This is a genomic window from Microbacterium panaciterrae (genome assembly GCF_039541635.1).
GTDB classification, from domain to species: Bacteria; Actinomycetota; Actinomycetes; order Actinomycetales; family Microbacteriaceae; genus Microbacterium; species Microbacterium panaciterrae.
The window spans coordinates 235553-248363 of record NZ_BAABGP010000022.1 but is presented as its reverse complement, the minus strand read 5'-3'; the positions used below and the strand labels follow the sequence as shown (position 1 = coordinate 248363).

Genomic DNA, 12811 nt, shown 5'->3' with positions numbered 1-12811 from the left:
TCAGTACCTCACCCTCGGGTCGATCATGGCGGCGATGATGTCGACGATGAAGTTCGTCACCGCGACGATGACGGCGATCATCACGACGATCCCCTGCACGGCCACGAAGTCGCGGGCCTTCAGGTACTCGCTCAGCATGAAGCCGATGCCCTTCCACTCGAACGTGGTCTCGGTCAGGATCGCGCCGGCGAGCAGCATCGCGATCTGCAGACCCATGACCGTGATGATCGGGATCATCGCGGGCCGGAACGCGTGCTTGGTGACGAGGCGGTATTCGCTCACGCCGCGCGAGCGGCCCGAGGTGACGTACTGCTGGCCGAGCGTGCCGATGACGTTCGTGCGGATCAGCCGCAGGAACACACCGGCGGTGAGCATGCCGAGCGCGAGCGCCGGCAGCACCGCGTGCCACAGCACGTCGGCGATCGCCGGGCCGTTGCCGAGCCGGATCGCGTCGAGCAGGTAGATGCCGGTCGGGGTGTTGATGCCGCTCATCAGCAGCTCGGTCTGGGTGTTGGCCCGGCCGGAGACCGGCAGCCACCCCAGCCACACCGAGAAGACCAGCTTGAGCAGCAGACCGACGAAGAAGATGGGGGTCGCGTACGCGAGGATCGCCATGATCCGCAGCGAGGCGTCCTGCCAGCGGTCGCGGCGGTGCGCGGCGACGAGTCCGAGCGGGATGCTGACCGCGAACGCGACGATCAGCGCGTAGATCGCGAGCTCGAGGGTGGCGGATCCGTAGGTGAGCAGCACCGTCATGACGGGCTGGTGGTCGGTGATCGTGGTGCCGAAGTCGCCGCGCAGGATGTTGCCGAGGTACTCGAGGTACTGCACCAGCAAGGGCCGGTCGTAGCCGGCTTCGTGCACGCGCTGGGCGAGCTGCGCGGCCGGCAGGCGGCCGCCGAGGGCCGCGGTGATCGGGTCTCCGGTGATCCTCATCAGGAAGAAGACCAGGGTGACCAGGATCAGGACGGTGGGGATGATCAGGGCGAGGCGGATCAGGATGTAACGCCAGAGCCCTCCGCCGGAGGATTTGGAGCGCGTCGCCACGGGGTCTGCGGCGAGGACGTCTACGGCCATGTGTGGAACCTTTGTGAGATCAAGCGGCGCGGCATTGCGCCAAGGAATGGAGACGGGGCACCGTCGCGAGTGCGACGATGCCCCGTCTCACGGGTGCATTACTTGCTGAGCGGTGCGTAGCGGAACTTGAACGACGCGTCGAGCGTGGCGCCGTTGACGCCCGATCCGACCACGGCGATCTGCTTGCCCTGCAGCAGGGGCAGCGTCGACAGGTCCTTCGCGACCATGTCCTGCACCTGAGCCAGGTCGGCCATGCGCTTGTCCTTGTCGGTCTCGGTCTGCGACTTCACGATGAGGTCGTTGACCGCGGGGTTGTCGTAGTGGTTGCCGAGGAAATTGTCCTTGACGAAGAACGGCGACAGGTAGTTGTCGGCGTCGGAGTAGTCCGGGAACCAGCCGAGCTGGTACGCGGGGTACACGTCCTTGGTGCGGTCCTTGGAGTACTGCACCCACTCCGTGCTCTGCAGGTTGACGGTGAACAGGCCGCCCTTCTCGAGCTGCGCCTTGATGGCGGCGTACTCGTCACCCGACGACGGGCCGTAGTGGTCGCCGTTGTACTGCAGGCTCAGGGTGATCGGGGTCTGCACGCCGGCGGCGGCCAGGACAGCCTTCGCCTTGTCGAGCGAGGGTCCGCCGTTTCCGTCGCCGTACATCGACTTCAGTGGCGTCGTCGCGCCGGTCAGGCCGTCGGCGACGAAGGAGTACAGCGGGCTGTAGGTGCCCTTGTAGACGTCCTTCGCGATCGCCGCGCGGTCGACGAGGTCGGCCGCGGCCTGGCGGACGGCCTGCGCCTTGGCCGGGTCGGCCTCGGGGGTCGTCGCACCGTACGGCTGCGTGTTGAAGTTGAACACGATGTAGCGGATCTCGCCACCGGGGCCCTCGACGAGCTTGACCTTCTTGTTCGTGGAGAGGTTGTCGATGTCGGTGGCGGAGAGGCTCCGGTAGGCCACGTCGATGTCGCCGTTGCCGATCGCGAGCTTCAGGTTCGAGGCGTCGGCGTAGTACTTGACGTTGACGGCCGAGTTGGCGGCCTTGCCCAGCTCGCCCTGGTAGCCGTCGTACGGCTTGTAGGCGATCAGCTGGTTCAGCTTGTAGTCGGTGATCTCGTACTGACCGGCGAACGCCTTGCCCTTGATGATCGCGTCATCGGTGGTGACCTTGTCGGCGGAGAAGACCTTCTCGTCGACGATGGGAGCCGCCGGGCTGGACAGGATCAGCGGCCAGATCTGGTCGTTGCCGTTCTTCAGCGTGAACACGACGGTGGTCGCGTCGGGCGCGGCCGTGCTGGCGAGGTTGCCGAGCAGCGAGGCCGGTCCGTTCGGGTCGTTGATCTTGACCATGCGGTCGAAGGAGAACTTGACCGAGGCCGAGGTGAGCGGGTCGCCGTTGGCGAACTTCAGATCCTTCTTCAGCTTCACCGTGTACTCGGTCGGTGAGGTGAACTCGGCCGACACCGCGATGTCGGGCGTGACCTCGGCCGTGCCGTACTTGCTGTTCATGAGGAACGGGTAGATCTGGTTCATCACCGCGAAGGATCCGTTGTCGTAGGATCCTGCGGGGTCGAGCGACGTGATCTTGTCGGTCGTGCCGACGGTGATCGTGCTGCCGGAGGATCCCCCGGTCGAGCCGCCGCCGCCCGTGCTGCTCGTCGCGCAACCGGCGAGAGCGAGCGAGGCGACGCCGATGGCGCCGATGGCGAAGCCGAGACGGCCTCGTGTGCTGTGGAATGACATATACACCTCTGTATCGGTTCCGTGGCCGCGATTCCGGCCGCAAACAACCGTGGCCGTCGGGGTTCACGGCGCACGGGACACCCGATTGTAGGCATGTCCACGCGGAACCTGTGAGTTCCGACGCTGAGACGTGACCTCGGCGGGACGCGGTGTCAGGGCGTGGGCGCGACCATTCAGGCCAGAGCGAAGTGCTCCAGCTCGGCCTGGTCGAGCATGCGCGACCGGGTCAGGAACCTCTTGCCTGTGGGCGACTCGACGCTGAAGCCGGCACCGCGCCCTGCGACCACGTCGATCGTGAGGTGGGTGTACTTCCAGTACTCGAACTGGCTTTCCGACATGTAGACCGGCACGGCATCGGCCAGGCCGACGTCGAGATGGCCGAGCAGCACGTCGCCGGGACCCGTGAGGAACATGCCCACGGGATAGCACATCGGCGCCGATCCGTCGCAGCAGCCGCCGGACTGGTGGAACATCAGGGGTCCGTGCTGCACGGTCAGCTCACGCAGCAGCGCCGCCGCCTCCGCCGAGACGTCGACGCGGTGAAACTCGGGCATGGCACGCTCCTCTCGTGGTGCCGGCGGGCGAGGACGCGCCTCGCCCGCCGGATCCTGGTTCAGCTCAGAAGAAGCCCATCGGCCCCTCGGCGTACGAGACCAGGAGGTTCTTCGTCTGCTGGTAGTGGTCGAGCATCATCTTGTGGTTCTCGCGGCCCACGCCGGACTGCTTGTACCCGCCGAACGCGGCGTGCGCCGGGTACTGGTGGTACGTGTTGGTCCAGACGCGGCCTGCCTCGATCGCACGGCCTGCCCGATACGCGGTGTCGCCGCTGCGGCTCCACACGCCGGCGCCGAGGCCGTAGAGGGTGTCGTTGGCGATCGAGATGGCGTCGTCGAAGCCGTCGAAGCTCGTCACCGACAGCACCGGTCCGAAGATCTCCTCCTGGAAGATCCGCATGTCGTTCGTGCCCTCGAACACGGTCGGCGCGACGTAGTACCCCTCGCTGAGGTCGCCGCCGAGGTCGACCCGCTCGCCGCCGGTGAGCAGGCGCGCACCGCCGGCCTTCCCGATGTCGATGTAGCTGAGGATCTTCTCGAGCTGGTCGTTCGAGGCCTGCGCGCCGATCATCGTGGTCAGATCCAGCGGGTTGCCCTGCACGACCTTCTTGACGCGCTCGAGCCCGTCGGAGAGGAAGCCGTCGTAGATCGAGCGCTGGATCAGCGCGCGCGACGGGCACGTGCACACCTCGCCCTGGTTCAGCGCGAACATCGTGAAGCCCTCGAGCGCCTTGTCGTAGTACGGGTCGCTGGTCGAGCGCGCGACGTCCTCGAAGAAGACGTTCGGGCTCTTGCCGCCGAGCTCGAGCGTGACCGGGATGAGGTTCTGCGACGCGTACTGCATGATCAGGCGGCCGGTCGTGGTCTCGCCGGTGAAGGCGACCTTGCGGATCCGCTTGTGCTGCGCCAGAGGAGCGCCGGCCTCGATCCCGAAGCCGTTGACGATGTTCACCACACCGGCCGGGAGCAGGTCGCCGATGACCTCGAACAGGAACAGCAGCGAGGCCGGGGTCTGCTCGGCCGGCTTGATGACGATGCAGTTGCCGGCGGCGAGCGCAGGGGCGAGCTTCCACACGGCCATCAGGATCGGGAAGTTCCACGGGATGATCTGCCCGACCACCCCGAGCGGCTCGTGGAAGTGGTAAGCGACGGTGTTCTCGTCGAGCTGGCTGATCCCGCCCTCCTGCGCCCGCAGCACGCCGGCGAAGTAGCGGAAGTGGTCGACGGCGAGCGGGATGTCGGCGGCGAGGGTCTCGCGCACCGGCTTGCCGTTCTCCCACGTCTCGGCGATCGCGATGACCTCGAGGTTCTGCTCGATGCGGTCGGCGATCCGGTTCAGGACGTTGGCGCGTTCGGCCGGGCTGGTCTTGCCCCAGCTCGCGAACGCCTTCCAGGCGACGTCGACGGCACGGTCGATGTCCTCACTGGTGCCGCGGCCCACCTCCGTGAACGGCTTCCCGTTGACCGGGCTGACGTTCTCGAAGTACTGCCCCTTGACGGGTGCGACGAACTCGCCGCCGATGTAGTGCCCGTAGCGCGCCCGGTAGTTCGCGAGCGCACCGGGCTGGCCCGGGGCTGCGTACGCGGTCGACACGCTCTCCTCGATGATGGTCATCACGTCTCCTTCGACGATCCGCGGCTCCGGCGCCGCACGGGTGGATTGCCTTGACGCTAGGCGTCTGCACGTTGCGCTCCGGTGCGTCACGTTGCATCGGGTTGCACTCCGGTCCCACCCCGGTCCCTGAGCCTGTCGAGGGGCCCGGCGCTCAGCCCTGCTCGAGCCGCTCGATCCGACTCACCAGGCCGGCGCGCTTCGGCGAGCGCGCGGGCAGCAGCTCGAGGCAGAGGCGCAGGATCTCGGCGTCGTCGGCCCCCTCGGGGATCTCTGCGTACGACAGCAGCACCTCCACGCTCGCCTCGGTGCGCATGGTCTCGCGCAGCGTCGAGCGCACCGTCTCGCGATACTCCTCGACGCCGGGCGCGATCGAGTCCGGCAGCACCGGGCCCCGATAGGCCGATAGCGCGACCCGATGCGCCCCTCGATCGAGCAGCGACAGCACGTCCTGTGCGTCGGTCTCCAGCGGCACGGTGATCCGATACGGGCGCGACTCCGGCACGAGCGCGGGCCAGATCCGCTCCAGCGCCTTGCGCAGCCGCACCATCTCGGGGCGCAGGGTGTCGGCCGAGGATCCCTCGCCGTAGACGAGCTCGGCGAGGCGCTCGGCGGAGAGTCCCTGCCGGTGCACCACGAGCAGCAGCAGGATCTCGGCGTGCCGGGCGCTGAGCTCGATCGACCGTTCGCCGTCGCCGCCCGCCACGTCCAGGCGCGCCCGATCGCGGCCCAGCACCCGCAACGCCGCTCGCTCCGGGGTCTGCCGCCGCTTCGGCGCGGGGGCGGGTGCCACCGGCGCCGCTCGGGCGCGCAGCCGCGCGACCAGCAGCTCCGCCTCGACCGCGCGAGCCGTGGCGTCGACGAGCATGCGGGCCTGCGGACTGGCCGCCTCGGATCCGCCGGTGACGTCGATCACCCCGAGGATCCGCCGATCCTCCGGATCGAAGACGGGAGTCGCCGTGCACGACCAGGGCTGCACGAGCCGGTTGTAGTGCTCCGCGCCGTGGATCTGCACCGATACGCCGAGTTCGAGGGCGGTGCCGGGGGCCGAGGTTCCGACGGCGCGCTCCGACCAGTTCGCGCCTTCGACGAAGCCCATCTCACCCGAGAGGATCCGCTGGTTCAGGTCGCCCTCGACCCAGAGCAGCCGCCCCGCCTGGTCGCCGACGGCGACGATGACCCCGGAGTCCTCCGCGGATCCGGGCAGGAGCAGGGAGCGGATCGTGTCCATGGCACCGGCCAGCGGGTGCGCCAGGCGATACGCATCGAGCGCCTCGGCCGTGAACTCGAGCGGGGGCAGTCCTTCGGCTCCGACCCGCTGCCGCCAGGAACGCTCCCACGACTCGCGCACGAGTGCCCGGACCTGCTGCAGCCGCCCGTCGTCGATGTTCCCCGCGACCAGCTCTTCGTGCGCCCGTTCGATGAGCAGGCGCGACGCAGCGGGCGTGGCCCCGCGAGAGGGCTGCCAGGGAGAGGGCACAGTGCCTCCGATCATCGGCGACGGAGTCCGACCAGTGTACGGCGACCAGGACGTCGGGGGCCCGAGTTCGGTGACGCGGCCGATTCGCTGCATCGCTCTCGGCACTACTGCGCACCGCGTGGTAGTGTGCGGAGCAATGCAGTGAACGACCGGAGCGAGGAGGCGACGTGGACACGACACAGTTGCTCAAGGGGGTGCTGGATCTGGCGGTGCTCGCCGTCCTGCGCGACGACGACGGGTACGGCTACGACATCGTGCGCCGCCTGCGCGACGCCGGGATCGGAGACGTCGGCGACGCGTCCGTGTACGGGACGCTCCGCCGGCTGCACTCCGGCGGAGCGCTGTCGAGCTACGTCGTCCCGTCGGACGGCGGCCCGCACCGCAAGTACTACGCGATGAACGCGCAGGGCAAGCAGATGCTCGACGAGCAGATCGGCACGTGGTCGCAGTTCGCCGTCGCGATGTCGGGCCTCCTTGCGCCGCATGTGCCCGTACCGGCGGACATCTCCGCCCCCGCTCTGTTCCGTCCCCCCGTCAATCCCACCGGAATCGTCTCCGAAGGAGCGCAGCGATGAACGACACCACTCTCCCCACCGACGAGCGGATCCACGCCTTCGCCGACGCGGTGCGCGCGGAACTCGCCGATCTTCCCGTCGAGGACATCGACGACCTCATCGAGGGCCTCGTCGGCGACCTCACCGATCAGGCTGAGGATCACGGCGGTGAGATTGAGCTGGGCGATCCTGCCGCGTACGCGCAAGAGCTGCGCACGGCCGCAGGGCTGCCCGAGCGCGGGCCGGTGACGACGACGAAGGTGCCGTGGCATGAGCGGCTCGCCGCCCAGAGCGGACGTTCAGTGGGACGGATCCGCTCCTCTGCGTTCGGGTCCTGGGTGCTGGATCTGCTGATCGCCCTGCGACCGGTGTGGTGGATCCTTCGCGGCCTCGCCCTCGCGGCGTTGATCGCCATCCCCGCAGGACTGGGGCCGCGCACGATCGCGGGATACGGAGGGTTCCCCGCGCAAGTCCTCGTCTGGGCGATCGTGCTCGCGATCGTCCTCGTCAGCGTGCAATGGGGACGCGGGCGCTGGCTGCCGCGGAACGCCCTCCGACACGTCCGCACGATCGCCAGCGTCCTGGCTCTGCTCTTCCTTCCCGCGCTCTTCGGCTACGCGACCAGCTCCATCTCGGCACAGGCGTACGGGAACCCGGGTTACCGCACGCCTCCGACTCCCGGCCTCGCACTCGACGGCAACCGCGTCGTCAACCTCTTCGTCTACGACAAGGACGGCAGCCTGATCCCCGGCGCGCAGATCTATACGAACCGAGGCACTCCGCTGAATCTGATGGGGCGCTACGGCGAGCAGTTCGACAGCGCCGCGGCGTTCTGGGGCCCGGGCGACAGCGGAACCACGACGCTGCCGTTCCGCGATGCGCAAGAGCGCCCGGTCTGGAACGTCTACCCGCTGCAGCTCGGCCGCATCGACGACGCAACGGGCCAGCTCGATCCTTCGACGACCCTCACCCCCCAACCGCCCTTCCTGCGGGCCCCCGACCGAGCGCTCACCGCGACGCCGGCGCCAACGCCCGGCTCGACGATGTCACCTGCGCCCACCCCCGCACCGACCCCCGTTCCGAGCCCGTCGCCCGTCCCGACGCCGACGTCCACCCCGGCGGGCTGAGCCATGACCGACCCGCGCATCGTCTCGATCGACCTCACGCACCTCGTCCATGCGGCGCTGCGCCGCGAGCCTGGTGTCGAACTCAGTCAGAACGACTCCTGTGAGGCGAATTCAGCCTCAGACCGACCGAATTGACTGAGTTCGACACACTCAGCCGAAGTGCACAACGCTCAGATATGACGGTCAGCCCCGCGCGGCCCACCACGCCCGAAGGCGCCGCTCGGCGGCCTCGGGGCCGATGACGCCCTCGTCCAACCGCAGTTCGAGCAGGAACCGGTAGGCCTCGCCCACCTCGCGGCCGGGGGCGATCTGCAGGATCCGCTGCACGTCGTTGCCGTCGAGTTCGGGGCGGATCGCGTCGATCTCCTCCTGCTCGCGCAGGATCGTGATCCGCTCCTCGATGTCGTCGTACGCGGCCGCGAGACGCTGGGCCTTGCGCTTGTTGCGGGTCGTGACGTCGGCGCGGGTGAGGATGTGCAGCCGTTCGAGCTGGTCGCCGGCGTCGCGCACATACCGGCGCACGGCGGAGTCGGTCCAGGCGCCCTCCGAGTATCCGAAGAAGCGCAGATGCAGCTCGATGAGCGTCGCGACCGCCTCGGTCGTGTCCTTGTCGAAGCGCAGGGCCTGCAGGCGCTTGCGGGCAAGGCGCGATCCGACCACGTCGTGGTGGTGGAACGTGACCGCTCCCCCCGGCTCGAGCTTGCGGGTGCGCGGCTTGCCGATGTCGTGCAGCAGCACCGCGAGGCGCATGACGGCGTCGGCGGGCTCGCCGGGATGCCGCGTGAGCTCCAGCGCGATCGCCTGATCCAGCGCGGTCAGGGAGTGCTCGTACACGTCCTTGTGGTGATGGTGCTCGTCGACCTCGAGCCGGAGCGCGCTCACCTCGGGCAGGAACTCGTCGATCAGCCCCGTGTCGACGAGAACGCGGATCCCGCGCACCGGGTCGTCGGACTGCAGCAGGCGTACGAGCTCGGACTGGATCCGCTCGGGGCTCACGATCCGCAGCGTCTCACGCAGCTCGGCGATCGCCGTGAGCGTGCGCTCCTCGATCGCGAAGCCGAGCTGGGCGCTGAAGCGGGCAGCGCGCAGCATGCGCAGCGGATCGTCGCCGAAGCTGATCTCGGGCGCGGTCGGCGTGCGCAGGATCCCGGCCAGCAGATCCTCGACCCCGCCGGTCGGATCGACCAGCTTCGGCATCGGTGCTGATTGCGGCCGCTGCGCTGGTGCGGAGACCAGCAGCGCCATCGCGTTGACGGTGAAGTCGCGGCGCACCAGATCGCCGTCGATGTCGTCGCCGAACGAGACGACGGGCTTGCGGGTGACGCCGTCGTAAGCGTCCGCGCGGTAGGTCGTGATCTCGACCTGCTCGCCCTGGACCTTCGCACCGATCGTGCCGAATTCGCGCCCGATGTCCCACTGCGTGGTCGAGATCGGCTTGACGATGCGCAGGATGTCGTCGGGGCGGGCGTTCGTCGTGAAGTCGAGGTCGTGCGTGGCGCGGCCGAGCAGCGCGTCGCGCACCGGGCCGCCGACGACGGCGAGGGCGAACCCGGCGTCGGCGAACGCCGTGGCCAGCGTGCGCACGACCGGGTTCTCGGCCAGCGCCCCCAGGCGCGCGAGCGATTCGGCCATATTGAGCATGGGTTCCAGGGTACCGGGGCGGGCTCAGCCGACGCCGAGCATCCGGCGCAGCAGGATCCCGGGGGCCCTCGCACCCTCTGCCGCATCGGCGTCGCCGCTCAGCGCCCACTCATCGATGCCGCGCAGCAGGCCGAACACGGCCGCGGTCTGCAGCTCGATCGGCAGGTCGGCGTGCACCGCACCCGCGGAACGCCCGGCCGCGAGCACGGCGGCGACCCAACTCCGCACCGCCCCGAGCACCTCGGTCCGCGCTGTGCCGTCCTGCGCGGGCAGATAGAAGATGCGTCCGAGCATGGCGAGTGCGGGCTCCCCCGCGAGCGCGGCGAAGCCGGCAAGGGCGGAATCGACGCGCGCCCAGAAATCCGGTGCGTCGAATCCGGCTGGATCCGGCACGACCCAGACGGCGCGCACGTCGTCGACGAGCGCACGGACGACGGCGTCGAACAGCTCCGCCTTGGATCCCGCCGCATGGTAAAAGGAGCTCTTGCTGAGGGCGGCGGCGCGGAGGATCCGATTCAGCGAAGCGCCTTCGTAGCCGGCAGCAGCGAATTCGGCGACCGTCGCCTCGATCAGCGCCGCACGATGCGGTCCAGTCAATGCGGTCATACGCCCCAGCCTACTGGACCACCTGGTCCAGTAGGGGTAGTGTGACGACTGGACCAGGTGGTCCAATCGGAGGATCCCATGCTCGAACCCGTTGCTCTCAACATCCAGCTCGCGCGTCAGACCAGCGACCGCCTGCGAGTGCTCATCGTCGGCGCCGGCATCGCGGGGCTCACCCTGGCGCAGCTGCTCCGCGCCGACGGTCTGCACCCTGTCGTCATCGACCGCATGCCCGACGCGTCCCACCCCGGCTACATGCTCGCGCTGATGCCGCTCGTGGACCGGGCGCTGGACGACCTCGGAGTGCACGAGGCGTACCGCCGGCGCAGCACCGCCCTGGACCGATTCACGTTCCACGGGCACCGTGGACCCGTGCTCCGCTCGGATCCGCTCGGTGAGGTGCTCCGCCCCTACGGCGAATACCGGGGCATCGATCGCGGGGCGCTGGTGGACGTGCTCACGGCCGACGGCTGCCCTGTCGCGTTCGGCACCACTGTCACGGCCGTCCGCCACGATGACGGCGTCTCGAGGGTGGCGTTCGCGGATCGTGACGACGCCGCGGTCGGCGAGGGGACGTTCGACCTCGTGATCGGTGCCGACGGCATGCACTCGCGCATGCGCGGGCTGCTGTCGATCGGCGACGTGCAGAAGGTCGAGACCGGGTGGAGCGGATGGATCGGGTGGGCCGATGACCGCGGTGACTCCTCCAGCGCCGAAGAGCTGTGGGGGAACGGGTTCTTCCTCGGCGTCTATCCCGTGCAGGGCCGCGTGGGTGTGATCCTGTGCCGACCGGATGCGGATGCCGAGCTCTCTGCAGTGATCGCGGGGGCACGGCGTGCCGTGCACGGGATCGGACCGCGGCTGTCCGGCGCCCTGGATGCGATGCAGCAGACGGAGGATCCGTACCTGTGGCGACTCGAGGACGCTCGTGCCGAACACTGGGTGGTCCCCGGTGCAGCCCTGTTGGGCGATGCGGCCACAGGTTTCCTGCCCACCGCGGGGATCGGAGCAGGTATGGCGATCGAGAGCGCGTGGATGCTGGCGCGAATGATGCATGGCGCGGATCCGTCCGCGCTGCAGAGCGTGCTCGCGGCCTGGGAGCGGGTCGAGCAGCCGCGCGCCGAGTCCGCGCAGGCGAATTCGCGGACCCTGGCGAAACTCATGTTCCGCCCGGGCGCGACGATCGCCTGGCTGCGCGAGACTGCGGTGCGCGCGATGAGCATCCGTGCCGCGCTCGGACCGATCCTGACGCTGGTGGCCGATCAGCCGGATCCCGACCTGCTCCTGCGCACGATGTCCGCGACCCGGTGAGCTCGTCGCGATCCACGTCCGGCGTGGATCCCCGGCTCAGACCGGGTCGCCCTGCACCGGACCCTCCGTGTTCGGCTTCCAGCCCAGCGCGGGGGCCACGTGCTCGGCGAAGGCCTGCAGCACGTGCAGGTTGTACTCGGGGCCGAGCTGGTTCGGGATCGTCAGCATCAGGGTGTCGGCCGACATGACCGCCTCGTCCTGCTTCAGCTGCGCGATCAGCACGTCGGGCTCGGCGGCGTACGTCTTGCCGAACGTCGAGCGGAACCCGTCGATCACGCCGACCTGATCGCCGCTCTCCTCGCTGCGCAGCCCGAAATACGCCCGATCCTGGTCGGTGATCAGCGGGAACACGCTGCGGCTCACGGACACCCGGGGCGCGCCGGTGTGGCCCGCCTCCTTGTACGCCGCGCGGAACAGGTCGATCTGCTCGCGCTGCAGCTCGTGGAACGGCTGGCCCGTCGCCTCGGTGACGAGCGTCGAGCTCATCATGTTGAGCCCCTTGCGTCCGGTCTCCTCGGCGGTCGCGCGGGATCCGGATCCCCACCAGATGTGATCGCGCAGGGTCGCCGAGTGCGGCTCGACCGGCAGGTAGCGTCCCGCGCCGACCATGCGCGGGTCTCCCTGCACGACGCCGGCGCCGTCGATCGCCTCGAGGAAGAGGTCGAACTTGTCGCGGGCGAGCACGCTTCCGCGCTCACGGTCCTCTTCGTCGACGTAGCCGAACGCCTCGTAGCCGCGCAGCGCGGTCTCGGGTGAGCCGCGGCTGACCCCGAGCGCGATCCGGCCGTCGGCGATGTAGTCGAGCGCTGCCGCTTCTTCGGCGAAATACAGCGGGTTCTCGTAGCGCATGTCGATCACGCCCGTGCCCACCTCGATGCGCTTCGTGGTCGCCGCCATCGCCGAGAGCAGAGGCATGGGCGACGCGGCCTGGCGCGCGAAGTGGTGCACGCGCACATACGCGCCGTTCACGCCGAGCTCATCCGCGCCCTGCGCGATCTCGATGCTCTGATGCAGCATCTCCCCCGCCGTGCGCGTCACGGAGCCGGGCACGTTGGCGTAGTGCCCGAAGGAGAGGAATCCGAAAGCCTTCATGATCTATTCGAACGTATGGATCCGGAC

General features: G+C 69.1%; 12 protein-coding genes. 4 read left to right on the top strand and 8 right to left on the bottom strand.

All coding sequences use genetic code 11. The features are described from left to right. From ABD882_RS16305 to ABD882_RS16285, 5 genes are all read right to left on the bottom strand, one after another. Positions 1-1077, bottom strand: coding sequence for an ABC transporter permease (locus ABD882_RS16305; protein WP_345188440.1), 1077 nt, complete (start codon positions 1075-1077; stop codon positions 1-3). 98 nt (positions 1078-1175) lie between these two features. Continuing rightward, positions 1176-2810, bottom strand: a complete 1635-nt coding sequence (locus ABD882_RS16300; RefSeq protein WP_345188439.1) for an ABC transporter substrate-binding protein — start codon at positions 2808-2810, stop codon at positions 1176-1178. Between the two features lie 173 nt (positions 2811-2983). Beyond that, entirely contained in the window at positions 2984-3364 is a 381-nt protein-coding gene (locus ABD882_RS16295) for a DUF779 domain-containing protein (RefSeq protein WP_345188438.1), read from the bottom strand. A gap of 64 nt (positions 3365-3428) precedes the next feature. Beyond that, on the bottom strand, positions 3429-4979 hold the full coding sequence (gene exaC, locus ABD882_RS16290; protein ID WP_345188437.1) for an acetaldehyde dehydrogenase ExaC: 1551 nt from the start codon (positions 4977-4979) through the stop codon (positions 3429-3431). Between the two features lie 151 nt (positions 4980-5130). Next, the gene (locus ABD882_RS16285) at positions 5131-6456 is read right to left on the bottom strand and encodes a GAF domain-containing protein (RefSeq protein WP_425563387.1); all 1326 of its coding nucleotides are present in this window, start codon (positions 6454-6456) and stop codon (positions 5131-5133) included. Positions 6457-6623: 167 nt separating this feature from the next. Here ABD882_RS16285 and ABD882_RS16280 point away from each other — a divergent pair, with 167 nt between their 5' ends. Genes ABD882_RS16280 through ABD882_RS16270 form a run of 3 tightly spaced genes read left to right on the top strand, consistent with a single transcriptional unit; the run spans position 6624 to position 8272 of the window. After that, positions 6624-7031: a PadR family transcriptional regulator gene (locus ABD882_RS16280; protein WP_345188434.1), complete on the top strand. Its 408-nt coding sequence runs from the start codon at positions 6624-6626 to the stop codon at positions 7029-7031. Beyond that, complete coding sequence (locus ABD882_RS16275; RefSeq protein WP_345188433.1) at positions 7028-8137, top strand: hypothetical protein; 1110 nt, start codon at positions 7028-7030, stop codon at positions 8135-8137. The genes ABD882_RS16280 and ABD882_RS16275 overlap by 4 nt, the downstream gene beginning before the upstream one ends. A gap of 3 nt (positions 8138-8140) precedes the next feature. After that, on the top strand, positions 8141-8272 hold the full coding sequence (locus ABD882_RS16270) for a hypothetical protein (RefSeq protein ID WP_345188432.1): 132 nt from the start codon (positions 8141-8143) through the stop codon (positions 8270-8272). Positions 8273-8320: 48 nt separating this feature from the next. Here ABD882_RS16270 and ABD882_RS16265 read toward each other — a convergent pair whose 3' ends face one another. Both ABD882_RS16265 and ABD882_RS16260 read right to left on the bottom strand, forming a co-directional pair. Next, positions 8321-9778, bottom strand: coding sequence for a CCA tRNA nucleotidyltransferase (locus tag ABD882_RS16265; protein WP_345188430.1), 1458 nt, complete (start codon positions 9776-9778; stop codon positions 8321-8323). A gap of 24 nt (positions 9779-9802) precedes the next feature. Then, complete coding sequence (locus ABD882_RS16260) at positions 9803-10384, bottom strand: TetR/AcrR family transcriptional regulator (RefSeq protein ID WP_345188429.1); 582 nt, start codon at positions 10382-10384, stop codon at positions 9803-9805. A 78-nt stretch (positions 10385-10462) separates the two neighbouring features. Here ABD882_RS16260 and ABD882_RS16255 point away from each other — a divergent pair, with 78 nt between their 5' ends. Beyond that, positions 10463-11692, top strand: a complete 1230-nt coding sequence (locus ABD882_RS16255) for an FAD-dependent oxidoreductase (protein WP_345188428.1) — start codon at positions 10463-10465, stop codon at positions 11690-11692. Between the two features lie 36 nt (positions 11693-11728). Here ABD882_RS16255 and ABD882_RS16250 read toward each other — a convergent pair whose 3' ends face one another. Then, entirely contained in the window at positions 11729-12784 is a 1056-nt protein-coding gene (locus ABD882_RS16250) for an LLM class flavin-dependent oxidoreductase (protein WP_345188427.1), read from the bottom strand. Between the last annotated feature and the right edge of the window lie 27 nt (positions 12785-12811).

Excerpts from the sequence above, each read along its gene's own strand:
- ABD882_RS16305 (WP_345188440.1), bottom strand. The coding sequence starts at position 1,077 with ATGGCCGTAGACGTCCTCGCCGCAGACCCCGTGGCGACGCGCTCCAAA.
- ABD882_RS16300 (WP_345188439.1), bottom strand. The coding sequence starts at position 2,810 with ATGTCATTCCACAGCACACGAGGCCGTCTCGGCTTCGCCATCGGCGCC.
- ABD882_RS16295 (WP_345188438.1), bottom strand. The coding sequence starts at position 3,364 with ATGCCCGAGTTTCACCGCGTCGACGTCTCGGCGGAGGCGGCGGCGCTG.
- exaC (WP_345188437.1), bottom strand. The coding sequence starts at position 4,979 with ATGACCATCATCGAGGAGAGCGTGTCGACCGCGTACGCAGCCCCGGGC.
- ABD882_RS16275 (WP_345188433.1), top strand. The coding sequence starts at position 7,028 with ATGAACGACACCACTCTCCCCACCGACGAGCGGATCCACGCCTTCGCC.
- ABD882_RS16270 (WP_345188432.1), top strand. The coding sequence starts at position 8,141 with ATGACCGACCCGCGCATCGTCTCGATCGACCTCACGCACCTCGTCCAT.
- ABD882_RS16265 (WP_345188430.1), bottom strand. The coding sequence starts at position 9,778 with ATGCTCAATATGGCCGAATCGCTCGCGCGCCTGGGGGCGCTGGCCGAG.
- ABD882_RS16260 (WP_345188429.1), bottom strand. The coding sequence starts at position 10,384 with ATGACCGCATTGACTGGACCGCATCGTGCGGCGCTGATCGAGGCGACG.
- ABD882_RS16255 (WP_345188428.1), top strand. The coding sequence starts at position 10,463 with ATGCTCGAACCCGTTGCTCTCAACATCCAGCTCGCGCGTCAGACCAGC.
- ABD882_RS16250 (WP_345188427.1), bottom strand. The coding sequence starts at position 12,784 with ATGAAGGCTTTCGGATTCCTCTCCTTCGGGCACTACGCCAACGTGCCC.